The organism is Arthrobacter terrae (assembly GCF_015708085.1).
GTDB classification, from domain to species: Bacteria; Actinomycetota; Actinomycetes; order Actinomycetales; family Micrococcaceae; genus Arthrobacter_M; species Arthrobacter_M terrae.
In genome coordinates, this window is the sequence record NZ_JADNYM010000038.1 from 1 (window position 1) to 24,461 (window position 24,461).

Genomic DNA, 24,461 nt, shown 5'->3' on the forward strand with positions numbered 1-24,461 from the left:
GGCAGGGCACAGGCTTCCGCCTTGTCAGACGAAGTTACTGCAAAGGCTTAGGGCAACAAGACCGCCAACCAGGGGCGTAGTGAAGAGGACTTCTGACATTTAGTGCCGTCAGCTTCTGAAAATGACAGCGCACGCCAGAAACGACACCCGAAACAGTCCAACTATCCTCCAAACATCCTCTCAAAATCCCCGTTATATCAACCCAAAGCTCCTATCCATCCATATGAATGAGGGGTATAATTGGACCTATACAGCAGTACAGACGAACGTAACTTTTGACCATACGAAACCAGGTACTGACCATGCTGACCATCACCGTCTATTCCAAGCCCGGTTGCTTTGGATGCCGTAAAACGGCCGAGAAGTTCACCACCCAGGGGATCCCGTTCCAGGAAGTTGACCTGACCACCACGCCCGCCGCGCTGGAGTACGTGAGTGAAGAGCTCGGCTATTCCCAGGCCCCTGTCATTGTCGTGGATGACCACTTCCACTGGTCCGGACTCCGCCCGGACATGATCGAAGAGGCCATCGCTGCCTTTCACACCCAGGCCAGCACGCCTGCCACCGCTGGTGCGGGGGAGTGAGGGGCCATGATGGACGAAGAAGAACTGGTCGCCTTCATCACCGCCGATCCTTTGGCCTGGCGGATCTGGCTGGCAGGGTATGAGAGCGGGCTGGCCCGGGGCCACGACGATGAGAGGAATGGGATGGAGAACCTGGCTGACCTGATCGCGCGCCGCCAGCTCACCCTCCAAGCCTGTGAACAGCACATTAAGGCGGAACTGGCGAACACGCTCACCATGGCCGAGGTCCGCGCTGCCAGGGCCAGCACCCGCCCCGGCAGTTACCGGGGCGGCCCCGTTGCCTGGGACAGTGAAGGGGACCGGTGAGTAGAAAGAAACCATCCTCCTTCGCCCCCTACTTCACCCGTGATGATGCGGACCAGGTACGGGCCGCTTTCCTGGCCGCCGGCCATGTCGAAGGCTACGCGTCGATCTCCGAACTCATCGAGGCCGCCACGCTCAAAGAAGTACGCCGGCTCCAACGCAAACACCACAACAGCAAACCCTGGGAAGGAGCCGGCCCCGGAGCCCTCCGCCCGGGACAACGCACCAGAACCGAACAAAACACCGAACGAAAAAACACCCAGCATAACCACTAAACATGGGACCGGTGGGGGCTAAGCATCCCGCCGGCCCTGGCCTGTCGGTCCCCGCCAGCCATGGGCCCGTGAATCCAGAGCAGCGAGCTGATCAGGCGCGAGGATTCCCTGGCTGAGCTTTTGCCGCTGCACATGCCTCCACACACCAAGAACCCGCTCATATTCATCAGCGGCCCCCAGATACCTCGGCCACGACCCTGTCTGCATTGTGAAGGCCACCAACTGGTTGAGTCTTTCCACCCAACGCTGCGCATCCCTGACAGCCCGGGATGGTTGCTTCCACCCCGGAAGCTGCTCATCAAGCCACGCCTCGTGCCCGGCCGGTAGCTCAAGACGCCGCCACGCAGCCAGCCGCACCGCTAACCACTTGGCCATCGCCCTCGTCTTGGTATCCTCCGAATACTGGTGTGGCCAGCAACCCGTCCGGGCCCGATAATCAAGGATCTCCTGGACCCGTGTCGCCCAGACCGCCGGAACGGCCTTGGCCTCCGTTACCGGGGGCGGTTTTCGGTTCGCGGTGTGATCAGAGAGCAGTGTTGGATCACGATCCGTCGCGACCTGGATCCGCCGAAAAACCGTCGACCGAGGTACACCCGTAAGCGCAACAATCGTCGCAGCTGGGATGCCGGCCCGGAACATCCGCACCGACTCACCCTCGCCTCCGCTGTCGTCCATGAAGTGGAGACTACCAACCCCGCTCGACCTTCGCGCCAGAGCCTCAGTGTCGGGCAACAGATTTCCCAGAGTGGTGACCGGTCATTTCGACAGCCAACCAAAGAACCCGACCAACCGTTCAGGCCCGCCGGAAAGGGTCCTGCCGGTCATTGGCCAGGCCGCTGCCAGTCCGTCGTCACCGAATGCCAGGCGCAGGACGGCGGAGCAGGTAAAAGCCGGCGGCGTAGGATGTGTTAAAGTAGTAATCGTAGTAGTATTACTACTACTACTACGAGTACTACTAGGGGAGAACCGCCGTGGCCGAACAGTCAGTGAAGGATCGCGTCTACGCCGCAGCCGAGCGGATCAGCGCCACGACGAACCCCACCGTCGCCACGGTGCGGGAAGCCGCCGGTGTGTCCAACGCCGACGCCGGCCGCTACCTGAAGGAATGGCGGGCAGAACGAGACAGCGCCGGCTCCAAGATTGCCGCCACCCCGCCCACCATCACCGAACAGGCACTGCGACTCGCCGGCACCGTCTGGGAGGAGGCCGTCCGCACCGCCACAGCCGAGCACGCCATCATCGAAAAAGCCTGGAGGGACGAAAAGGTCCACAAGGACCGCGAAATCAACGAACTCGCCACCGACCTCGACACCGCAACCCGCACCCACCAGGAAATCATCAACGAACTGCAAACGCAGATCGAGGAGGGCAACCAGGCTGCCCGCGACAATGCGGCCGCTGCCGCCGAGGCCCGCGACCAGCTTGCCCTCGCAATTTGGAAGCACTCCGAAGAGGTTGCGGAGATCACGAGCCAACTCGCTGAAGCCCGGGCAACCGTCACCACCCTTCAAAAGACCCAAGACGCCCTGATCGCCCGGATTCAGCCTGGCCAGGAGACGATGAGTACGGGGGAGAGTGGAGACGCGAAGAAAGGGTAGCCCGGGTCGGTCCCGGCGCCGGTAGAGATTGCGTTCCACGATCAGCTGGGGATCATCGATCCGCGCTGCAACGGATCGGCTTCCTGGTTGTATCTCATGTTGTGTCGAGGTTCCCATCTTGTTGTACATAGGATCAAAGGTGCGCCTTTACTCAGGTGTTCTCTTTTTCCTTTTCTGGGGGTTTTCCTTGTCCACGACGTTTGATGTCCTGCTTGATTCCTACCGTGGCCTGGCAGACTCGGAGCGGATGAAGGGCAACTACTTTGAGCAGCTGGTCGAGCAGTATCTAAAGAATGACGGTGTGCAGACGCCCCAGTATGAAAACGTTTGGTTGTGGCGTGACTGGCCGGGCCGTGAGGGCAAGCCCGATACCGGCATTGACCTGGTGGCCGAGCGTCAGGATGGTGGCCTGACGGCGATTCAGTGCAAGTTCTATGCTCAGGGCCACAGGATCCAGAAGCAGGACATTGATTCGTTCATTGCCGCCTCCGGCAAGGCCCTGTTTACGCACCGCCTTGTCGTGGACACCACCGGGGCGGATTGGTCACCGAATGCGGAGGAGATGCTCGATGGCCAGCACCTGCCCATCCAGCGCATTGGGCTGACCGACTTTCGGAACTCCAACATTGACTGGTCCACATATGAGCTAACGGATCCCACCACGGCCCCGCGCCTGCATGAGAAGAAGCAGTTACGCACGCACCAGCATGAGGCAGTCAATGCTGCCATGGCCGGCTTTGAAACCAACAGTCGGGGCAAGTTGATCATGGCCTGCGGGACGGGCAAGACTTTCACGTCACTGAAGATCGCCGAACGCTTCGCGGAGCAGGAATCCCACGCCCGGATCCTGTTCCTGGTCCCGTCCCTGGCGTTGATGTCCCAGACGCTGAAGGAATGGTCAGATGAGACTTCAATGACGATGCACGCCTATGCGGTGTGCTCGGACATCAAGGTGGGCCGCGTAAAGAACGCAGACCTGACCGATGTTGCCATCCATGACCTGAAAATCCCCGCCACCACTGACGGCAAAAAACTCCTTGAAGCGATGGGCAAGGACGAGCTCGAGGAAGGACTGACGGTGGTGTTCTCCACCTACCAGTCCATCGAAGCTGTCTCCCAGGCACAAAAGGCCGGCCTACCGGACTTTGACCTGGTCATTTGCGATGAAGCCCACCGCACCACCGGCGCCACCCTGGCCGGCACCGATGATTCCAATTTCGTGAAAATCCACTCCAACGACGTCATCGCCGCGAACAAGCGCCTCTACATGACAGCCACCCCTCGCCTGTTCAACGACGCCACGAAGGACAAAGCCAGGGAAAACGACGCCATCCTGTGCTCCATGGATGACATGGACCTCTACGGTCCCGTGTTCTATCGCATCGGGTTCGGTGAAGCCGTCACGAAGAAGCTGCTGACCGATTACAAGGTCCTGGTCCTGGGTGTGGAGCAAAGTCAAGTCGTCTCCAGCTTTCAGGACCAGCTCGCTGACTCCAATATGGAGCTCCAAATTGACGACGTCGCCAAGCTCATCGGCTGCTGGAACGGCTTGGCGAAACGCCGCTCCGGTACCCATGAGGCCTCCTTTGGCACTGATGTGGCGCCCATGCGCCGGGCCGTCGCGTTCAACCGGGACATCAAGTCCTCCAAACTGGTGGAATCCGAATTCCCCGAGCTCGTCCAAGTCCATCTGGCCAACCTGGACAATGACGATCCCACCGATGACCTCAAGGTCGAGGTCAAGCATGTCGACGGCGGTTTTAACGCCATCACCCGGGCCGAGCGCCTGGATTGGCTCAAGGAAGAGGTCGAGGGTGAGCACCCGGTCTGTAGGATCCTTACCAATGCGCGTTGTCTGACCGAGGGCGTGGATGTTCCTTCCCTGGACGCGGTGTTGTTCCTGAACCCCCGCAACTCCATGGTCGATGTCATCCAGGCCGTCGGACGGGTCATGCGGATCGCGAAGGGCAAACAGTTCGGCTACATCGTCCTTCCCATTGCCATCCCGGAAGGTATGTCCACCTCCGAGGCGCTGCGGGACAACGAACGCTACAAAGTCGTCTGGCAGGTTCTGCAGGCCCTCCGTGCGCATGATGAGCGGATGGACGCCTCCATCAACCAGATCGAACTGAACAACAAAGCTCCCGAGTCGATCCTTGTCGACACCGTCGACCTGAAACCCAAGAAAAAGGACAAAACCAATGTGGGCGGCAACGCCGGCGACGAAGGGACCGGGGGAGCGGGTGGGGACGACGGCGGTCAGTCCAGTCCGGAGTATGTCCAGCCGACGTTGCAGTTCCCGGCCGAGGAATGGAAGGATTCCGTTTACGCGAAGATCGTGGACAAGTGCGGCAACCGCATGTATTGGGAAGACTGGTCCAAGGATATTGCCGACATTGCCAACAAGCACATCACCCTCATCCACACCCTCCTTGCCGCAGCGGACCCGGAACACCGGAAAGCCTTTGATGACTTCATTCAGGGCCTGCAGGAGAACCTGAACCCTGAAATCGACGAAGCCCAGGCCGTGGAAATGCTCGCCCAGCACCTGGTCACCAAGCCGGTCTTTGATGCCATGTTCAAGGACTCCAACTTCACCGAACACAACCCCGTCTCGGTGGCCATGCAGACCATCCTGGCGAAGCTGGACGAAAACTCAGCCTTTGAAAACGAACGCACCGGGTTGGAGAAGTTCTACGCATCCGTCCGTGCCAGGGTGAAGTCGATCGACAATGCTGAGGCGAAGCAAAAGATCATCCTGGAGCTGTACGACAACTTCTTCCGCAACGCCTTCCCCCGCGTCGCGGACAGGCTCGGCATTGTCTTCACCCCCGTCCCCGTGGTCGACTACATTCTCCATTCCGCCGACGCAGCCCTGCGCCTGGAATTCGGCAAGTCACTCTCCGACGCCGGCGTCTCCATCCTCGAACCATTCGTTGGCACCGGTACCTTCGTCACCAGGCTCCTGCAGTCTGGACTCATCAAACCCGAGGACCTGCACAGGAAATACACGCAGGAGCTGTTTGCCAACGAGATCGTGCTGCTGAGCTACTACATCGCGGCCATCAACATCGAAACCGTCTACGCCGAAGAAGCTGCCAAGCACGGCGTGGACAGCGGTTATGTGCCCTTCGATGGCATCGCCCTCACCGACACCTTCCAACTCAACGAAACCGACGGACAACTCGGGTCCAATGGATTATTCCCGGAAAACCATGAACGCGTCACCCGCCAAAAGAACCAAGACATCCGGGTCATCGTCATGAACCCCCCCTACTCCTCCGGACAAAACAGCGCCAACGACGATAACCAAAACCAGGCATACCCCGTCCTCGATAAGTCAATTGCCAACAGCTACGCAAAATTGTCCACCGGGACCAACAAAAACAGTCTCTACGATTCCTACATTCGCGGCATACGCTGGGCCTCCAACAGGATCAAAGACGACGGCGTCATCGCGTTCGTCTCCAACGGCAGCTTTATCGACGGCAACACAGCCGACGGCATCCGCAAAACCTTTGCCAACGAATTCAGCAGGATCTTTGTTTACAACCTCCGCGGCAATCAGCGCACCTCGGGCGAGCAATCGCGTAAAGAGGGCGGCAAGATCTTCGGTAGCGGCTCCCGCACCCAGGTCGCCATCGCCATACTGATCAAGAACTCCGCTCACACAGGTTCCGCAGACATACGGTACCGGGACATTGGTGACTACCTGACCAGGGAACAGAAGCTCGATACCCTCAGGATCGAACAATCCCTTGAAGGCACCGACTGGGAAACCATCACACCCAACGACTATGGCGACTGGGTAAACCACCGCGATGAACGATACGACACCTTCCAACCCATCGGCGACAAAGAGACTAAGGGCAAACCATCCACGCCCGGAATCTTCGAAAACTATTCTTCTGGACTCAAAACCAACCGGGATGCCTGGTGCTACAACTTTTCACAGGATGACGTCGCTGAAAATATTGAATCCCTCATCGATTTCTACAACGATGAGCTTGCCACATATGCTAATTCTGGGAAGAATCTGGATGATTCCGCCATCCAATCTTTCATCGATCAAAATCCGCAACGCATCAGTTGGGATCGATCTTTGAGAACAGAACTGCGTCGGAAGCGCGAAATCGATTTTTCCTGGTCGTTCCTTCGCCCTTCCACTTATCGACCTTTCAGTCGCCAAACTGTCTATTTCGATAAGAAGCTGAATAACGATCAAAGTCAGCTGCCAAAAATGTTTCCTACGTTAGAGCATGAGAATCTTGTCATAACGCTCCCAGGCCCCGGATCGGCCGGTGAGTTCTATGCCTTCATGACTAACCTCATCCCTGCTCTGGGTGTAGCGACAACGCTTCAATGCTTCAGCCTCTACACATATGAGCCTCTTGCAGGAGCTCAGTGCGAGCTGTTCGATGAGCTGGACCCTGGAGTCGTCGGCAACTACCGTCGCAGGGACAACGTCACTGATGCCACCCTGGCCTCATATCGACAGGTCTATCATGACCTGAATATCTCCAAGGAAGACATCTTCTATTACGTCTACGGCGTCCTACACAGCAAAAGCTACAAGGATCAGTACAGGGCAGACTTGAAAAAGATGCTGCCCCGCATCCCCCAGGTCAGGGACTTCTGGGGGTTCAACCTCGCTGGCCGCAAGCTTGCCACTTTGCACCTCAGCTATGAGTCAATTGAGCCTTATCCTTTGGAGGAGATCACCCGCGGATTCACCCAAGGCGACGAGGACGAGTTCTATCGCGTGCGCAAGATGTCTTTCGGCGCCCGTCAGGACCGCTCCCGGATCATTTATAACAGCAACGTGATTCTGTCCGGCATCCCGGAGGAGGTCTTCGACTACGTACTCATGGGCAATAGGTCTGCGTTGGAGTGGGTCATCGACCGCTATCAGGTCACCACACACAGGGATTCGCAGATTACCAACGATCCCAACGATTACTCCCGAGAGGAGGGAAATCCACGCTACATCATTGACTTGATCAAAAGAGTTGTTACGGTTTCTGTGGAGACGAATAAAGTCGTGGCAGGAATGCCTGACCTAGACCCAATGCCTTTCGGTTAGTGGCAGGTGAGGAGTGCGTCGCGGGCGGAATCGGCCGAAACATTGGAAGATGACCCGGCGCTAACGGCCCTGGCTCGTGACCATGGTGTAAACAAATTGTTGGTTTCTAGCCAGACCACATTCGTCCTTGCTGCTATCCCGTTTATTAATGCGTCTGAATCGGTTGTCTTGAAAGCCATGTGTTTCGAGGCACTTAGGTTATGCGACACCAATTGTGCTCGAACGCCGATCAACCGAGGGCGAGCGTGCTCCACCATCGAGTGTCCATCCGAAGGTGGAATCGCACCTATGCATCTTGGAAACGATCGAAGAGCTCAAGGAATCACTGAATTTTGTACTTATTGCGTCGCTTCTCAAAGGCTTCTTCTCCCCCGTCGAGAACTTCGCAGGCGTGTTCCCGGACGCCAAATCTTCCGAGAGCCGTGGGACTTGATTTATTTAACGGCTGAGAATGCTCTAGAGCGCCCGTGAAGTACTCGAAGGTCTGAGCATTCTTGTTCTTTCGGTCGTCACCATGTCGGTTTGCAACAATGATCTGCTCCGAGTCAGCGCCGATGACTAGATTGGCATTGTGGCTAACCATGATGATCTGCCTTTCCTTCTTTCGGGCCCCAAGGTAGGGAACGATAGTGTCGTAGATTGATCGGCTGTCTAGATCATCCTCAGGCTGGTCAATGAGAAGCGGCCATGGCTCTTGCGACTCATTCAGGATCAAAGTGAGAGCAAACAATGCCTGCTTGCCCGGTGTCATTGAGGATCGCCTGAAACCGCCGATTCGGTCGGCGTCCAGTTCGGCTGAGAAGCGAACTTCAGAGGAGACGGTCAACACGTCTGCCGCGACTGTGCTCGGCTGGTAGCTCTTATTCAGCGCAACCTCTCCGCTTCGAAGGGCTTTTAAGAACTTGGCCGGGTCAGCGTGTGCTGACTCGTATTCGACAGAATCGCCTTTGCTCTTGATGTACGCATTGGTGCTCCGCTGGTTGAATCCGATCGAGGCTTGCTCAACGGCGTTGGTGGTGACCTCGGTTTCTATGCCGAAAGTGAGATCTGTTAGCAGGCGCTCTTCGTCACTGAAGATCGCGACCAAAGCCGAAAGCGCCTCGGTGCGATCAGCGATACCTTTGGAAACTTTGGAAGCGGCCGCGTCTTGCCCGATGATCAGCTGGTCGCGGGCCCTCTCGCCCTTGGCGATATTCGTCAGGCTAGTGACTTGCTTCTTGTGGTCTTCAACCACGCCTGAAAGCTCTGCGTTCGCTTCGTGCTTTTCGATGAGCTCTGCGTTGTTACTCTTGATCGTCTCCATTTTGGCTCCAAGCGATCTTTCTTCGGCATCAAGGTCATTCACTACCTTGACCAAGCTCGCCTCGACGCTGGCGACAAGATCTTTCACCACATTGGCCTTGAGCTCATCGAGGATCAGAGCAACAGATTCCGGTACTTCTGCCGATGACGGGCGCAGTGTGACTGTTGCTTGAACGACCTGCGGCAGGATCGAGGCAATGTCGAGGCCCTCCGCTGGTGCAACGTACGAGGCCAACTGGTCAAGCTCAACCGCAACCTCGTTGAGGCGCGCTTCCATGTCGTCGAGTTGCTCAGCCACTGCCTGATATTCGCGGACTTCGTCGTCGGAGAGTTGGGCTGCGGTCTTGATCCGGTCGATCTCGCTTTGTAGCCGATCTCGCTCCGCCGCGATGGCGCTTCTGTCACCCAGGTCTTTGACTTCTTGATCTCGCTCGTCGATCCGATCAGCGAGACCGAACCACTCACCAACCGCGCTCCTGATGTCTGCGTTCGCGGCGGCAACTCTGCTCGTCGAATTATCAAAGGCCGTTTTCACGAGGGGGTAGATCCGAAAGAGCGCTGGCGCAATCTTCTTGGTGATCTCGTCGGGTTGTTCACTGAGCTTGTAGAGCGCATTTTGCGGGATGTAGATGACTTTTCCGATTGTGCCCTCACCCGATGCCCACTCCACCTTGCATTCCACGCCTGCGACGTCCGCCCAGGAAAAACCGGCAGCAGGTCCTGCCTCCTTAGCATCGCTAAGGCCGTGAGCCTCGACTTGCAGACGCACAGTCTCGGCGGGGTCGACGGCGTGAGCTATGTACGCAAGAAGTGTCGATTTTCCAGACGATCTGCTCCCGATAATTGCGTTCAGATTTCGGTTGAACGTTACCTCTTGAGGAAATTCATCGCTACCCGAAAACCGCACTTTCGAGATGACCTTGTATGGTTCCTTCTGGTCTGGTTCGGTGGCTCGCAGTGCAACTCGTTCTGCCGGCTCAATGAGCGTCTGTTGCAGGCCAGCAAAAGTCGGGTCCGCCTTTACCCAGGTTGCCACCTGCCTCGTGCTTTTATCGCTTAGGGTCTTACCAAGCCACGCTTCGAGATCCGCAAAACTGTGGGCGTCACATCCACCGAACACGGGCTTGGGCTGGGAGGGCTGAGATGCATCCTCGTAACGATCGTTGAGCAGGAAGTGGCTCACATTTTCTGGCCCTTTGCCGAAGACGGCGTGGATGTCTTTGTCGATCTCGTCGGCAATGTTTGCCTTGCGCTGCTGACCTGATTGCGCGCGGAAACCGTTGTTGTTCGCGGGTGCAACGTAAATCAGATAGTCCGTGACTTGGGCCTTGTCCCCGAAAGTGTCTCTAAAAGCTTGCTTGATGCCGGCTCGAGTCACCGTTGCGCTATTGAAGTCGTTGCCTGTTAATTCGGAGCAGGGCTTTTGTCGCCCGTGTCCGTCGGTTAGCTGTGTTGGGAGACGCGAGAGGAACTCGCTGATTTTGGCGCCGGCGATGGAGTCTCGGAATATGACGTGGAAGTCAACCATCTGAATGTCCCGGTTGACGGTTTCATTTAGGCGAAGCTCCACGTTCACAAGCAATAGCTTCTTCGAATCTGGGAACCGCTCCTCGAAGTGCTGGATGAAGGCGAGCGATTGGTCGGCGGAGAAGTAGTCGGTGATTCCAATCACGCTAACATCGGATTTTTCAAGGCTGTCCGCGAACCTATCGAAATCGGCAAGGCCCTTGCTTTTCTCGTAGGCGTCGCTAAGTTTTGTCCCCGGAACGTGTACGTGAAGGTCCCATTTGCGCCACTCGGATCCCCCTGGATATTTGTTCACACTTTCTCCTGTCTAGCGTTGCTCAGATAGCGATAGGCAGTGAAGGCTCGAAGACCCTTGCTTCTAGCGGGTGTGCTCTAGCTTCTTTGCCGAGCGAACCTCACTAGTCCCCCGTGCCACATTATCGGGTTAGCGGATCGGGGCGAAAGCACAACGTCATGGCGTCTTGAACCCCTAGGGATATGAGGCGTCTCGTTGACCTGGAAACCGCTGCAACGGCAGCGCCTCTCACTTTCGCGGAATCGAGCGAGTTCATCTCCGGCCGGTGATTCTCATAACTAAGTCTCGAAACTCTCTGACCAAATCGGTGTATTCATCGTTAGCTACGAGACACAGCCGGTAACCCCTGACGAAGGTCCGGCTCAAGTTTTTCTGTGGCGATGTCGTGTCCACCCAGGTGTACCCGATGGAACACGGTGGGATTTCTTCTAAATGCGTCAAGCAGGGTGCAATTCGGTCATGATTGGACGTAACTGACGAAGGGTCTGAAAGATGTCTGGCCCTTTAGCGTAAGTTTCCTTACTGATCATCCTTAGACCCCGAACCGCGCTGGGTGGGGAACTAAACGATGTGCGCAGTATCTGAACCACGACGGCCCCGATGCGAATAATAAAAAATCGGGGAGCGGCGTCGTCGTGGATTTCTGGTGGCTACTACTGATTTTTCTTTTGTTCGAAAGCCCCGGTAGCCCCGCTCGTGGTAAATACAATTCCCAGCATCATGAAGCTGATCCATAGTCCCGGGCTATCCATCGTGAAGATGAATATCACAGCGGCGATCAAAAATACGATCCCCACTGCTACGTATTGCCGTCCAACCTTTGTCATTTTTCTTTTCGGGGCAGGCTTGTTATCTGTCATGAAAGGCTCCTGATGATTGGCGCGATGTTAACAACTCTGACCCCTTAAGCAACCACCTGCAAGTATTAGTAATGCAGACGTGAGCTGATTCGGGGATATCGACTGGTGGACGTGATGGGTTTGTATACCAGGCGCGGGCAGCCGTTGATAAGCGCAGGGAGTTGTTGGGTCCTTGAGACATCTCAACTGTTCCCACGGAATCCTGTGTGGTGCGGTTGTTATCCGGGTTCCATGGTGAGGTAGCGGTAGACGGTGGCGCGGCTTGTTCCGATGATTTTGCCTATATCGGCTGGCTTCAGACCCTGTTTTCTGAGTACGTGGGCTTGTTTGACGTTGGGATGATTAGCAGTAACTTCTTGTCGTCCTGCTTTACGTCCGTGGGAGGCGGCGATGGCCATACCGGCTTTGGTGCGTTCGGAGAGTTGATCGCGTTCGAGTTGAGCGAAAGCGGAGATGATGGTGACCATGGCTTGTGCCATGGCTCCGCCTAAGTCGCTACTGGGGTCGGTAGCGATACCATCACGAAGGGAACGGAACTTGATGCCGCGTGCTTTGAAGTCATCCAGGAGTTCGAGAAGGTGGCGGGTGTTGCGGCCGAGTCTGTCGAGCTTCCAGACCACGACTTCATCGCCCTGGCTAAGACGGTCCAGCATCCTGTTCAGTTCGGGGCGGCTGGTTTTGGTTCCACTGATTCCGTGGTCACGGTAGATCCGTTCACACCCGGAAGCTTCCAGTTCCCGGATTTGCAGCTCGGTATCCTGGTCCGCGGTACTCACACGTGCATATCCAAGACGCGTCATGAAGTGCCTCCAGTTATTTCCCATCAAAGGTTATTTTAGACTGGTATTGAGAATACCAGAGTGAGACACATTGTTGAGACTTTTCGAGCTCGACCCAAGGTGCGTAGATCCGGCAATTTAGTTCATGAGCTATCGGCGTGGGGGAGTAGCCGGTATGTGTCTTGTTAAAGGTTCCATTGATAAGACTTCATATTAATTCGGGCGACCCGCCACCAACTCAGTGGTCACCATGTCACACCCAAATGCCAAAGTTGGAACCCTCAGAAGGTCATTAATACTCAATTTACCATAATTCTCGTTTTATGAGAAAAATCGAGGTTAATATGGTGAAATAGGGACTGAGGAAGTTCCCAACATGCGTAAAGTTTCTGTAAGCTGATTTGAGTTATTAGCCTCAATTAGGCACCGAAATCCCTCATCGATGTTCTGCTTCTTTACTGTAAGTTGATTGCGGAGATCATCGGCATTTTTATTGAGATAGATTGACGCTTTATCCTTGCAATCCACGAGCTCGGTATTGCTTTTTTCAACCACGGCGACGACCTCAGCAGTATGTTTCTCCTGACAGTCAATAAGTATATTCGTTACCTCATTAAAGCATTGCCTCAGAACTGCCGAGTGCTGACCACCGAGTGCCCCTTGAGCTGATGTGTCGAAGATTAACGGGGAAGGAAATACCACGAGACAGTAATCTCCTGCCCCTTCGTGAATTGCCAGATCGTTGCGCAAAATGTCAACGGTCGAGTTGCCTCCGAGGTACGCGATGAGGGTGATTTTGCTGCAATTTCCGGGGCTGGCAAAAACTTCTGTGTTGTGATGCACCTGGCAAGAGACCGGGGTCGGTTCCGCGCTGGTACCTGAGAGGCACATCCCGACATGGAGACCACCAGCAGCGGTTGGCCTCGTGTGGCCATCCGTGGGACTACCTCCCTCTCCGATTGATAATTGGGATCGGGTGGGGTCAGCAACAGGATCTCCTTTACTCTGCCCCAGGAAAGTCAGAGCGGCGATGACTGCACTAATTATGGCAGCCCATGCAGCAGCTTGAAAAAGCCAGTGAATCTTATCCTTGGCATTCTTGACATCTCGTTGTTGGTTTAGCTTAGCCATATGATAATCATTATTTTTTGGCAAATTGAACAATCTCGAGGTTGATTTTTATGTTCAACGTACAATATTATTGGCGGTAAATGTCATAGATGACTGCGCCAACACTTCCACCACAGTTGGAAACAGAGTCGTCAAGGTACATTTCTATAGTAGCGGCGTTGACATCAGTCACAGGAATATTGAACTCTTGATGAGAGTTGAAGGCGATGGGGTGCACCTCGATTTGTTTATTGTTTCCAGTCACACGGACGACAAGCACTTGGTCCGAGCTGTTAGAATCGTTGGCTTGCCCCACCGAGAAACTGAGCTTTTCGAAATGATTTGCTAGCCGAAGTTCTAGGCGTACAGGATCTGCCGAATAGCATTTACTCACCACTGACTTTATCCCCGAGATATTCTGTTGGTCTGCTACGTCGTACCGACCTTCGAGCCAGTTGGAGGAGGGATGGAAAAATTCAGCAAGTGGGACAGGTATCTTGCCCTTTTCCGTTGGTGCTTCGAGTACAGAGCCGGTTGTGGGTGGCGCATCGCTGGATGCTGCCGTGTCAGGGGGAGGCGAAACTGGGTCTTCGCTCTGGGTCGGTGACGAAATAGCCGCCGTGGTTGAGGTGGGCGCTGGGGGGATAGTCGTTATCGTGGTCGTCGTGATGGGGGGTTGAGTCGATCCACTACAACTGGCGAGAATGCATGTAATCGCCATGATGCACACAGACTTTATGGCACGATTTTTCATTGAAGCCTCGTTTCATCTGTTGGTTCGCAACAATATTACTTCTCCTGTCACACCCTACAACTTTTTCTTTCTCTTCCGGATAATACGTATGACCGCTGAGATCAGGACTTCAGATACCAGCAGCAGGCCGTTGAAAACACTCCTCAACTTCTAGAGATCGGTCTCAGCCTCTGCCACGAGTCCAGACACTTCGAGCTGAGATTTCAGCGTAACGCTAACACCAAGGAGGTGGCCTTCAATCCCAGTTTGAGAATGTACCGGACCTACCTCAAACTCTCCAATACCGTGATGTGTAAGAGCAAGAAACGTCATAGGGTCTTAACATGATTCCCGGTGATATCTCAACAAAGGAACCATTAACAAGACAAATACCGGCCACTCCCCCGTGCCCAAAGCCTGTGGTTTTCAGCGCTAAATGGCGCATTTATTCAGCGCCAAATGTCGCATCTCCAAACGTCGGGGCTCGCCGTGGGCACGGAGAGCCCCGCCCGGGCGGACGTTCTACGTAGTCTCTTACCTCCCCACGTACCCGAACACCTGGGAAGGATTCACCTTCGCCCGCATGTTACGCGATTGAACCCACAGTTCAGTGAGGAACGGTTCTGGTGTCTTGATTGCTTGACGCCACGGAGCAGGTCAAGATAGCTTGACGTACATGACTGAGGATGATGCACCCCAAATGCCGCCGGACATCCCGGAATACCTAAGTGTCTGGTCCACCTATGGGCAGCGCGCCGTATGGGAGAGGGTAATCGCCCAGGGTGGGAACAAAGACGTTGCGCTCGGTGCCCTCTCCGCGCTCCCCGAGGCAAGCGCGCTTGATGCTCTGAAAGCCAATAGGGCCGCAGTCGATCTGCTCGTCGGCCGCCGCTGGTACGTCATGCGAGAAGCGCGCGAGGCCGGTGCCACGTGGGAAGCAATCGGTGATGCCCTGGGGGTCACTAAGCAGGGTGCACAGGACTATTACCGCCGTAAAATTGAGAAGCAGGAAATGTTAGTGTCAGACCTTCATGATGCCGCCCGAGCGCGTGCGGTGCTCGATGAGGGGGTCTCGCCCAATATCGTATTTTGACATTCTGCCAACGACCGTATTTGCAGTGGTGAACGCGGTGGGTATGAGTAGCGGCCAGGTCAGGGGCAAGTGCCAGCGCCCAGCCGCTCAAAACTCGGCTCCGTAATCAATCCTGGTCAGAACGCTGGACTGGACGTTTTTGACCAACCGCTGTCAACACGTCATGGCCCCGTGGCCGCATCTGACGCGGTCACACCATTCGTCGCGCGCGACCACCACGACTTCTGTCACATACAGGGAAACAGTGGCCTTTGCATGACTTAGAATAAATAACGGGTTAAGTGACATATTCTGATTCCAGCTTGGTTCGGAATCACGCTGTCACTTAAACGAACGTATAAATGATGGAGGGAATTGCTGTGCTCGTCGGATACATGCGCGTCTCGAAGACGGACGGCTCCCAAACCACGGACCTGCAGCGCGACGCACTCCTGGCCGCCGGCGTCGGGGCGGACTCTCTCTATGAAGACCGAGCCTCAGGGAAGAAAGATGACCGGCCCCAGCTGGCCGCATGCCTCAAAGCCCTGCGCCACGGCGACACTCTTATGGTCTGGAAGCTCGACCGGCTCGGCCGCGACCTGCGGCACTTGGTCAACGTCGTCCACGACCTGACCGAACGCGGCATCGGATTGAAGGTCCTCACCGGGCAGGGCGCTGCGATCGACACGACCACCGCTTCGGGCAAGCTCGTTTTCGGGATCTTCGCCGCCCTGGCCGAGTTCGAACGCGAACTCATTTCCGAACGCACCCTCGCCGGGCTCGCCTCCGCCCGCGCCCGGGGGCGTAACGGCGGCCGCCCCTACAAGATGACCCCCGCCAAGCTCCGGCTCGCCATGGCCTCCATGGGCAAACCCGGCACCAAAGTCAGCGCCCTCTGTACCGAACTCGGGATCACCCGCCAGACCCTCTACAGGCATGTCTCACCGAAGGGCGAGCTACGCCCGGATGGCGAAAAGCTCATCGCCCGGTAGCGCACGCGAGGCGCTTCCCACGTTGATGTCCCGGTGACGCACCAAATCAGCAGCAGGGAAAGAGATTTCCCTGTCCATATATTCCCATGTTGGATATATTGCTGAGTATGACCGAAGTTGCCTTTTGGATCCTCACGGCCCTCGCCGGCGGACGTCAGCACGGATACGCCATCCTGCGTGATGTTGAACAGCTCTCGGCGGCCGCCGTTTCGTTGCGGGTTACGACGCTCTACGCCACGCTCGAGCGTCTGGAACGATATGGGCACGTTCGCAGGGCGGGCGGAGAAACGGTTGACGGGCGCGCCCGCCGCTATTACGAACTGACAGAAGCTGGGCATCAAGCCTTGGCCTCGGAGGCGGAACGACTCGCTGCCAGGCTCCGGGCTGTGGAAAGCCGGTTAGCGGCGCCCCGCGCTGTCTCGACCTCCGATTGCTCGACGATCTGACCGGTGATGAGGAGCTCACGGACTTCCCGGAAGTTTCGGGTCGTCATCGCTCCGACGAGCGGGAGATGCCGGCCGAGGTTTTCTATGACCTCGACGGCATGACCATCGTCGTCACTGCCGTAGGTCACGAGATCCTGGCGGATCTGCCTAAACCGTGCCGCGATACTGGACGTCATCGCCGCCTGCACACGGGCTTCGTTGCGGTCGAATTCGTCAATGACTACGGGAGGGACCAGCAGCTTTACCTTGCCCTCGCGTATGAGTATCCGCAGAGCCACGATCCAGCGCTGTCCGTCTCGACGTTGCGCAAGGTCGAGACATGTGGAGGTGTCGATGAGGAGGTGCAGCACGAGGTCAGCCTACGGGGAGCGTTCTCGTACGTCCCGATCGTCCGCTCACAACGCCACAAGCGTGACCAAGTTGCGACCCACTTACGTACGCGTACGGATCCTTCACCGGACGGCGGTAGGTGCTCGCCAAACTTGCTCCTACGATCGTAGATATGAGTCGAGCCGTATTTATGTGTGGACCAGCAGGAGCCGGCAAGTCCACTGTCGCGCGTCGGTTGGAGCGTGAAGGCATGGTCCGCATCTCTTTCGACGAGGTTGCATGGGATATGGGGCTACGCACTATGCCCCTGGATGCTGAGTCTCAACGCGTGATCGAGGCATCCCTTCAGGACCGTATCGCGGGCCTCATCAAGGCTGGCTCAGACGTCGTCCTCGACTTTTCTTTCTGGTCCCGAAGGATGCGTGAGGACTATCGCAACATGTTGAGGCCTCTTGGAATTGAGCCAGAAACCATCTACATGGCAACGCCTAGAACCGTCGCCCTCGCACGTATTCGTGCCCGAAGGGCGGCCCACGCCGACGACTTTTGCCTAAGCGAAGAAGTGGCCGCTCAATACTTCGATCAGTTCGAAGTCCCGACAGAGGATGAAGGACCACTGACGGTCATAGCTGGCCCTCACACGGACTCACCAGGCGACTAATCCATATGCCCGTATGCCGATCCCTTACCGGGCATAGACCGTGGATATAGTGATGCCATGAGCGGCAGTAGGGCGAAGAAAGAGCGCCAATCGAAGCGTGAGCGTCCTGATTTCCTGGCAAGTGCCGATTACACCCTTCGCGCGGCAAACGCTGTTCTCGCGGTCGACCTCGGTGAGGTACCTGTAACCCGAGTCAGTCAGTTCGCTGTCGGCTGGCTGCGTGCAGCTTTCGAACAGAGCCGGATCATTGCGACGCTCACAGCCTCGGGATTGGGGCATGCGGCTGCCCCAAACCGGCGAGCGTTCTGGGAATTGACGATTCGGATGCTCTGGCTCGGAGACATGCCACCGTCAGATCGCGCGACGGCCGCTGACACGATGCTCGACGTCGAGCGCACGAATGAAGCCAAGACCGACAAATATATGCGGGAAAACGGCCTCCCATCAAACATTGACGTCGCCGAAATGGAGGCCTTCATCCTGAATGTCTCCGAGGACAAGCTGATCAAAAAAGAGGCACAATTCGTGACCCCAGCCGTCAAAGGCACGGGGACGAATCTCTGGACGGTGTACCGCCTGTGGAGAGAGGACTCGACATGGACGCACGCCACGGGATTCTTGGCTGGCCGCTACGCACCGACCAACGATGACGACACGATGGGTGCGGGCGAGCCTCCAAACATTGACCCGAATTTGGAAGCGCACAGATACGCCGCCATGGTCCTAACGGCTACAGTCGGCGACATTCTCAAAGCCGAAGGGGCCGCCAGCGAGTTGGCTGGTGCCCCCATGGTGGCCTACTTCGAAGCGAACTGAGTGTAATACCGAGCTCAGGGGCCACCGGGCCGCCACGCGTGCCCGCAACCCTCGATCTTCGCCTTACCCGTAAGCCGGTTTTCCACTGACGGCAGCAGGGCTACCTGCTGCACTCGTCCGGAATCGCGGCTTCCGGGCCTGCGGATTCCTGTAAGACCCGCCCGTAAAACTGCCCGGTGCTATTGCTGGGCCGATTGCAGGGTGCCATCGTGCTGGTAGAGCCAACGAGGTGTGTCGTCACTGATCATGTAAGAAGTGCCATCATTCTGCGGCGGCTGAAACTCTCCCAAATCGTTCACCACGAGTGTCCGCCCAGATCGGACAATTGATGAGCCGGTCGCGAACATCAGCTGACCAGAGTCCGCTACTTGGGGGAGGCCGTTGATCTGACCTGTGACATCGAGAGTGCCCAAGACCTCCGCAGTGCCGTTGAGTTGACCAGAAAGATGCGCATGTGCGCCGTTTTCAACCGTTAGGCGTCCGTTCATTTGTCCAGAGAGATGCAGTCGTGCACCCGAGTGGACAACACCCCCTCCGTTGGCTTGTCCACTGAAGGTTAGGTCATCTGTCACATCGAGAAGGGAACTGAGCTGCCGCGTGTCGTTCATACGGAAAGCATACGTGGCGGCAGGAGGATCACCTCTGGTAGCCATGCAGCCCTGTTGCTCTACCGGAATCAGCGCGTTCACCTGTCCCGTAAGCCGATCCTTCAACGGGCGACTCAGCTGTAGTCGGCGCTGACTGTTTTGGTGATCCCGTCGAGACGGATCAGGCCGCCGTGGGGAAGAATCCATTGGGGTCGGGTGTGGCCGAAGGGAACTCCGACGCAGATGACCGCGTCCTGGTTGTACGCGCTGACCTGCCCGATGATCACCTCGCCCTGTTCTGCCCGCAGTCGGGCTCGTTCGTCCGCTGCTGGAACAGGTTCCCCTAACCGGCTAACTGGTGGACGGGCGACCAGCACGCCAGCGACAGCTTCGAGGATTCCCCTCTCGCCCAGAGCCCGCACCCATCCCATCACTTCGTCCGCGGCAGGCAGCTCCTCACTTGTCTCAAGTAACAGGATCGCCCCTTCGAGGTCGGCCACGGACGGCATCCGGTCAGCCATCGCGATCTGGTCAATCACTTCGAGACAACCACCCCACGACCGTCCTTCCATAATCTTCTTCGGACCCGACCAGGCCCAAGGTTCTGTAACCTCGCGGGCACCGAACTCGCTCAGAGCGCGAGGGTCTGTCCAGGAGATGCCGTAATCTTCCGACTCTCCCGGGTCAGTCAGCTCGATGGTTCCGCCTTCGACTAGCGCGGCGCGAAGCGAGACTAAATGCACGTCATCCACCTGTGGTCCTGCTCCTAGATGCACCTGCGTGGAACCACCGTAGTAACTGGGTACCCCGAGGCCCCACAAGAAGTTGTGCAGGTTCGTGTTGTCGCTGTAACCGAGAAACGGTTTCGGGTTCTCGGCGATGACGTCGGCGTCGATGTGCTTGATGACGGTGATTTGGTCGTTGCCACCGATCGTCGCAAGTACGGCTCGGACCGTGGTGTCAGCGAACGCGGCAGTGATGTCGGCGGCACGTGCTGGGGCGCTTGCGCCGAGTTGCCGCGTTGTTGCGTACTCGACTGGGACTAACCCGGTAGTTTCCGTTAAGCGCTTCATAGCCTGTTCGTGAACAGCCTCCGAGATGGCTGGTGCCGCAAATGCTGGAGATAGGATCGCAACCCGATCACCGGCGCCGGCCTTCGCATGGGCAGGAAATTTCTGTGACGTCATCTAACCATTAGATCAGTCAAGCGATCCACCCATGGCTTCATGCCAGCCTGGAAGCCGGTCGTCGTCCAGCGCGCAGCCAAACATGCCCTCGGTGGCCCGCGCGGTCGCTGGCCGTGGATTTGATCGCTATGTGGCGGCCTTCGCGCCCGCGTCCGTAAGCCGGGGTCTGAGGAGGATCGGTATGGAAATTCACGCTAAGGAGTCCGGTGGCTGTTGAATGGGCCGATGAGGACCGGGAGATCTAAACGAGGCAACATTGCTCTGAACGTATCCCGGCCCGCAGGGGGAACCTCATGGACACGCCATATCGTGTCCCGGAATCGTTGATGTCGTGGATCGATATCGCCTCACTGCCCCCGGGCGGAAGTTTCAAGCAGACCCCGCCAGGCGTTCATCGTGTCAACGACTGGGACGATTGGGAAAACAAGCCCGAAGTAACTGAAAATGCATGGAACGGCACCGGGGCCTGGGAACGACTCGACAAGGGTCAGGACGACGTGAGCGTTACAGGTCGTCTCATCGGCGGCTGCATTGAGACCATGGTCAACCTCGCCGGCACCCGGTATCTCAACACACAGTCGCTGCGGGAGGACCCAGCTGGCTCCGTGATTGTCTACGTTGAAGCGTCCAGTGTCGATGCCACCACGATTTGCCGACATCTCCACGGCATGCGCTTGGCCGGATTCTTCGACGGCGCCACAGCCATTCTCGTGGGACGCACCGGCGCTCCTGACTCTGCGACACTCACCCAGGACGAGGCCGTTCTCGACGCCCTGGGATCGCTCGGCATACCCATCATCGGCAATGTGGAATGCGGACACGTTCCGCCACAACTCCCAATCGTCAACGGAGCCCAAGGCCATCTGGTGTTCAACAAAAAGGACCAATACCTAGAACAAACACTGGCGTGATCTGAGCAAATCCGCTTCCAGATCCCACTCATCAAAACAGAAGGGGATCAGCTAGAACTGGGTCATTCCCCGCAGAGGGTTCCACAGCGGACAGCACCACCGATCTCGCCGGCACAGTTGAATTGGGTGGTTCAACTTCCCGGAGCTGGACCGGCTTGCGGGACGCTCCGAATATTCCTATGTGGGACAGCCCTAAGGACAGTGCCAGCGTCATTTTCATCTTGTTTGGCTCCCGCATGTGCAGCGACGTGGAATTACCCACCATGTACTAATGCCAGTTGGTTAGGAGATTAGGATTGAAGCTCAGCAATCGACTGGACAGGTGAACGATGAGTCTTTCAAAGGCCTACCCACGTGGCCCTAGGCTGAGTTTTCGTGACTTCACGGCGGAGGACATCCCGGCTGTGCACGAGTTCACCTCAGATCCTGAGGTTACTCGTTGGTCAACATGGGGACCGAATACTTTAGAGCAAACAATTTCCTTTGTTAAGGATGCGGCCCACGCGCACCTGGAAGAGGGCCGATCAGCATTTTCACTTGCTGCCGTTTTGGAGGGCAGGACCATTGGCTCTGTGGCCATTTGGACTACCGATCCATACGATCACAACGGAGAGCTTGGATACACCTTCCACCGCTCCTACTGGGGAAACGGCTACGCCACCGAAACTACGAGCCAGCTACTTAGATTTGGGTTCGATACGCTCAAACTGGAGCGAATCAGCGCCACCTGCCATCCTGGCAACATCGGTTCAATTCGAGTTCTAGAAAAAAGCGGGTTCACCCTAGAAGGGCGGCTTCGTTCCCACCGATTGGTGCGAGGAGTTCGGAGGGACTCGATGCTCTATTCCATTTTGCGTGAGGAATACGCCAGCGTAAGAGCCGAGACAATAACTGGCTTGGAGAAGGACGAATTACGTTAATCCCACTCAAGGTTCCCCTCCGGACAGGCGAGGGCTGTGCAGACGAGTACTGAAAATGGCAGCAATATTAGACTCAGCTCATGCCGATTGATCAAAACGACAGCGGGGCACAGCTCCGTGAATATCTGAACGATGCCCGCGAAGCAATCTTGTGGAAATGTGAGGGCTTGAGTGATGCCCAAGCGCGAACTCCCCTGACTCCGACAGGCACCCATGTCATGGGCCTACTGCTCCACCTGGCCGTCACCGAATCCGAATACTTCATTTCATGTCTTGGACGGGAAATTGAGGACCCCGTTATCCGGGGAATCATCGCAGCTGAACACGCTCAGGCAGACTTCCTCCCGCCGCCGAATATGACGCTTGTTGATGCGGTTAGGATCTATCGGGAGACAACCGTCGCAGCCGATGCAGTACTCGACGAATTGGAACTGGATTCCCCTGCCGTGGTGCCGTGGTGGATAAAGCATCGGCACACCACGGTGGAACGCCTCCTGGTGCACATGATCGCCGAGTCTCACCGTCATGCCGGACACTTGGATATCGTGCGCGAGCAGTTAGACGGCTTCATCGGTTTGCGCCCATCCGCACCGAACCTTCCAGACCTCACGCCCGATCAGTGGAAAGAGCAACGTATGGGGATCAAAAAACTAGCCGACAGGGTCTAGCCAAAGCATCAGCCTTCCCGTAGAGGGATCGGCTTGTGGAACGTGAAGACGAGGCCACCGAGGAGGAACAGTGCGGCGAAAACGGTCATTGCCCAGTTAACGCTCAGACGGGCGAGCAAGGCCCCGGCCGGGGCGACGGCCACCGATGATAGCGCGAGCACCGAGTTCATTCGATCGCTGCGCTTTCCGGGCCTTCTTTTTGATTGCCCTGATCATGGGTTCCGTCATCAAAGCTGCCTGTGCGACCGCGGTCACGGACGCGCCTGCGGTCAAGGCTTCGATGACGGCAGCTTCCAGAGCAAGAGCCGCGGTATCGCGCCGGAACTCGGCTAGCTCCAGTTCGGAGGCTGCAACACTCACACAAAGTGGGTCGTTGTCATCCATCGGTTGTTCCGTCCTTCACTTCAGGGTTGGGTAGGGCCGCCGTCCACTGCTATCGACTTCGGCGGTTTCTTACCAGTGGATATACGAACGGGTCAGCTACGGAAAGTCCACCGTGTTGGGATAGCGCACCGCAATGCCGTAGAGGCATGCAGGGACGTTTCACTGTAGTGGATGTCATGTTTGATGCAGTAGTCACCACTAATTTGCGGGCCTGGCATAAGTGGGGGACGAGGCCTACATGTCCGGGAACAAACGGTGCTGCCTCTGGTGGTCGAGGCCGTTCATTCCGACGGCGATGAACTTTCACCGATAATGTTCCGCGACGTGAGGATCTGTCGAGTAGGGAAACCCACCCGCCTTTTCCGGGCAGGATGGCCTTTGTGTAGGGGGAAACGCCAGGAATCGTTGGGGCTGCGGTAGCGGCGTTGACGCCGGATGCACCCGTCCCGCTCCTTCGAGGAAGCGGGACGGGCGCGCCGTCCGGAGTATGTGCATCATCGGACGGACGTTGCGTGGGGCAAACTGATGTTAGCCGCCGAGACCGCCGGGGAGTTTGCCCATCAGGTCCTTGACGTTGACGCCAAGCTTGCTCAGCAGCCCGGAATCCTTATCCGTGTCGACCTTGTCGGGGAGGTCGGACTGAGCCTGGTCAGCCTTGTCCTGATCGCCCTTGCCTTTGAGGTGGTCAATGATTTGCTGCTTGTCTATCTGCATTCGTTTTCTCCTTTATTTCTGGTTTCCCGGGGGGGTTCCGGGGAACTTATTGAAGCCGCAGACCATAAACCGGACTCGCTCCAGGAGGAGCCGGTGGTTGGTCCTGGCTCAGGCGTCCAGTCGGGCCCTATCGACCTTGCGGTGGAAGTGCATTCCGGCCAGGCCGCCCAGGAGTGCACCTATCAGGGCTGCGGCAGCCCTACGTGTCAGCGTTGGGTAAGGCCAGCAGCTCATAGCAACTCCGTCTGATTCGTAGGGCGAGAACCAGGAACATCATCAATGTCTATCTCCACAATTTCGTTGCCGCGGGAGAATGGGTCCATG

The 24,461-nt window shown here is 56.9% G+C and carries 25 protein-coding genes; 14 read left to right on the forward strand and 11 right to left on the reverse strand.

All coding sequences use genetic code 11. The features are described 5' to 3' along the window. The first annotated feature begins 305 nt into the window (after window positions 1-305). The 3 genes from IV500_RS20355 to IV500_RS20365 are packed head-to-tail and all read left to right on the forward strand — an operon-like array spanning window position 306 to window position 1,162. Window positions 306-584 carry a glutaredoxin family protein gene (locus IV500_RS20355; protein ID WP_230855276.1) on the forward strand — a complete coding sequence of 93 codons (279 nt, stop codon included), beginning with the start codon at window positions 306-308 and terminating at the stop codon, window positions 582-584. A 6-nt stretch (window positions 585-590) separates the two neighbouring features. Continuing rightward, window positions 591-890 (forward strand): hypothetical protein, encoded by a 300-nt coding sequence (locus IV500_RS20360; RefSeq protein WP_196398647.1) that lies wholly within the window; start codon window positions 591-593, stop codon window positions 888-890. Next, a complete protein-coding gene (locus tag IV500_RS20365) occupies window positions 887-1,162 on the forward strand; it encodes a ParB family protein (RefSeq protein WP_196398648.1) in 276 nt (91 codons plus the stop codon). Before IV500_RS20360 ends, IV500_RS20365 begins: the two co-directional genes overlap by 4 nt. 18 nt (window positions 1,163-1,180) lie before the next feature. On the opposite strand, the gene IV500_RS20370 is transcribed toward IV500_RS20365, so the two are convergent. After that, complete coding sequence (locus IV500_RS20370; RefSeq protein WP_196398649.1) at window positions 1,181-1,837, reverse strand: helicase associated domain-containing protein; 657 nt, start codon at window positions 1,835-1,837, stop codon at window positions 1,181-1,183. Window positions 1,838-2,133: 296 nt separating this feature from the next. Here IV500_RS20370 and IV500_RS20375 point away from each other — a divergent pair, with 296 nt between their 5' ends. Together IV500_RS20375 and IV500_RS20380 are read left to right on the forward strand one after the other, a co-directional pair. After that, a complete protein-coding gene (locus tag IV500_RS20375) occupies window positions 2,134-2,760 on the forward strand; it encodes a DNA-binding protein (protein WP_196398650.1) in 627 nt (208 codons plus the stop codon). Window positions 2,761-2,899: 139 nt separating this feature from the next. Next, a complete protein-coding gene (locus IV500_RS20380; RefSeq protein ID WP_312876010.1) occupies window positions 2,900-7,843 on the forward strand; it encodes a DEAD/DEAH box helicase in 4,944 nt (1,647 codons plus the stop codon). Between the two features lie 322 nt (window positions 7,844-8,165). Here the strand turns inward: IV500_RS20380 and IV500_RS20385 are convergent, their stop codons facing one another. From IV500_RS20385 to IV500_RS20405, 5 genes are all read right to left on the reverse strand, one after another. Further along, window positions 8,166-10,967, reverse strand: coding sequence for a TrlF family AAA-like ATPase (locus IV500_RS20385; RefSeq protein WP_196398651.1), 2,802 nt, complete (start codon window positions 10,965-10,967; stop codon window positions 8,166-8,168). A 653-nt stretch (window positions 10,968-11,620) separates the two neighbouring features. Next, complete coding sequence (locus tag IV500_RS20390) at window positions 11,621-11,827, reverse strand: hypothetical protein (RefSeq protein WP_196398652.1); 207 nt, start codon at window positions 11,825-11,827, stop codon at window positions 11,621-11,623. Window positions 11,828-12,045: 218 nt separating this feature from the next. Next, window positions 12,046-12,651 carry a recombinase family protein gene (locus tag IV500_RS20395; RefSeq protein ID WP_230855272.1) on the reverse strand — a complete coding sequence of 202 codons (606 nt, stop codon included), beginning with the start codon at window positions 12,649-12,651 and terminating at the stop codon, window positions 12,046-12,048. A 294-nt stretch (window positions 12,652-12,945) separates the two neighbouring features. Continuing rightward, a complete protein-coding gene (locus tag IV500_RS20400; RefSeq protein WP_196398654.1) occupies window positions 12,946-13,737 on the reverse strand; it encodes a hypothetical protein in 792 nt (263 codons plus the stop codon). A 67-nt stretch (window positions 13,738-13,804) separates the two neighbouring features. Next, on the reverse strand, window positions 13,805-14,470 hold the full coding sequence (locus IV500_RS20405) for a hypothetical protein (RefSeq protein ID WP_196398655.1): 666 nt from the start codon (window positions 14,468-14,470) through the stop codon (window positions 13,805-13,807). Window positions 14,471-15,125: 655 nt separating this feature from the next. On the opposite strand from IV500_RS20405, the gene IV500_RS20410 reads away from it, so the two are divergent. The 6 genes from IV500_RS20410 (at window position 15,126) to IV500_RS20435 (ending at window position 18,766) form a co-directional block, all read left to right on the forward strand. Next, entirely contained in the window at window positions 15,126-15,542 is a 417-nt protein-coding gene (locus IV500_RS20410; protein ID WP_196398656.1) for a hypothetical protein, read from the forward strand. Between the two features lie 359 nt (window positions 15,543-15,901). After that, window positions 15,902-16,513, forward strand: a complete 612-nt coding sequence (locus IV500_RS20415; RefSeq protein ID WP_196398669.1) for a recombinase family protein — start codon at window positions 15,902-15,904, stop codon at window positions 16,511-16,513. Window positions 16,514-16,620: 107 nt separating this feature from the next. Next, a complete protein-coding gene (locus IV500_RS20420; protein WP_230855273.1) occupies window positions 16,621-16,959 on the forward strand; it encodes a PadR family transcriptional regulator in 339 nt (112 codons plus the stop codon). Then, window positions 16,944-17,459: a hypothetical protein gene (locus IV500_RS20425; RefSeq protein ID WP_196398658.1), complete on the forward strand. Its 516-nt coding sequence runs from the start codon at window positions 16,944-16,946 to the stop codon at window positions 17,457-17,459. The genes IV500_RS20420 and IV500_RS20425 overlap by 16 nt, the downstream gene beginning before the upstream one ends. Window positions 17,460-17,461: 2 nt before the next feature. After that, the gene (locus IV500_RS20430) at window positions 17,462-17,950 is read left to right on the forward strand and encodes a P-loop nucleotide/nucleoside kinase family protein (protein WP_230855274.1); all 489 of its coding nucleotides are present in this window, start codon (window positions 17,462-17,464) and stop codon (window positions 17,948-17,950) included. Window positions 17,951-18,007: 57 nt separating this feature from the next. After that, the gene (locus IV500_RS20435) at window positions 18,008-18,766 is read left to right on the forward strand and encodes a hypothetical protein (protein ID WP_196398659.1); all 759 of its coding nucleotides are present in this window, start codon (window positions 18,008-18,010) and stop codon (window positions 18,764-18,766) included. A 179-nt stretch (window positions 18,767-18,945) separates the two neighbouring features. On the opposite strand, the gene IV500_RS20440 is transcribed toward IV500_RS20435, so the two are convergent. Further along, the gene (locus IV500_RS20440) at window positions 18,946-19,374 is read right to left on the reverse strand and encodes a hypothetical protein (protein WP_196398660.1); all 429 of its coding nucleotides are present in this window, start codon (window positions 19,372-19,374) and stop codon (window positions 18,946-18,948) included. A gap of 113 nt (window positions 19,375-19,487) precedes the next feature. Continuing rightward, window positions 19,488-20,540, reverse strand: a complete 1,053-nt coding sequence (locus IV500_RS20445; protein WP_196398661.1) for a S66 family peptidase — start codon at window positions 20,538-20,540, stop codon at window positions 19,488-19,490. Between the two features lie 293 nt (window positions 20,541-20,833). On the opposite strand from IV500_RS20445, the gene IV500_RS20450 reads away from it, so the two are divergent. From IV500_RS20450 to IV500_RS20460, 3 genes are all read left to right on the forward strand, one after another. Next, window positions 20,834-21,451, forward strand: a complete 618-nt coding sequence (locus IV500_RS20450; RefSeq protein ID WP_196398662.1) for a S66 peptidase family protein — start codon at window positions 20,834-20,836, stop codon at window positions 21,449-21,451. Window positions 21,452-21,780: 329 nt separating this feature from the next. After that, a complete protein-coding gene (locus IV500_RS22365; RefSeq protein WP_196398663.1) occupies window positions 21,781-22,371 on the forward strand; it encodes a GNAT family N-acetyltransferase in 591 nt (196 codons plus the stop codon). An 80-nt stretch (window positions 22,372-22,451) separates the two neighbouring features. Next, the gene (locus IV500_RS20460; RefSeq protein ID WP_196398664.1) at window positions 22,452-23,039 is read left to right on the forward strand and encodes a DinB family protein; all 588 of its coding nucleotides are present in this window, start codon (window positions 22,452-22,454) and stop codon (window positions 23,037-23,039) included. 8 nt (window positions 23,040-23,047) lie between these two features. Here IV500_RS20460 and IV500_RS20465 read toward each other — a convergent pair whose 3' ends face one another. The 3 genes from IV500_RS20465 to IV500_RS22020 form a co-directional block, all read right to left on the reverse strand. Beyond that, window positions 23,048-23,200 carry a hypothetical protein gene (locus IV500_RS20465; protein WP_230855275.1) on the reverse strand — a complete coding sequence of 51 codons (153 nt, stop codon included), beginning with the start codon at window positions 23,198-23,200 and terminating at the stop codon, window positions 23,048-23,050. 751 nt (window positions 23,201-23,951) lie between these two features. Continuing rightward, window positions 23,952-24,137 carry a hypothetical protein gene (locus IV500_RS20470; protein WP_196398666.1) on the reverse strand — a complete coding sequence of 62 codons (186 nt, stop codon included), beginning with the start codon at window positions 24,135-24,137 and terminating at the stop codon, window positions 23,952-23,954. A 108-nt stretch (window positions 24,138-24,245) separates the two neighbouring features. After that, window positions 24,246-24,371 carry a hypothetical protein gene (locus IV500_RS22020; RefSeq protein WP_281064088.1) on the reverse strand — a complete coding sequence of 42 codons (126 nt, stop codon included), beginning with the start codon at window positions 24,369-24,371 and terminating at the stop codon, window positions 24,246-24,248. Window positions 24,372-24,461 lie beyond the last annotated feature (90 nt).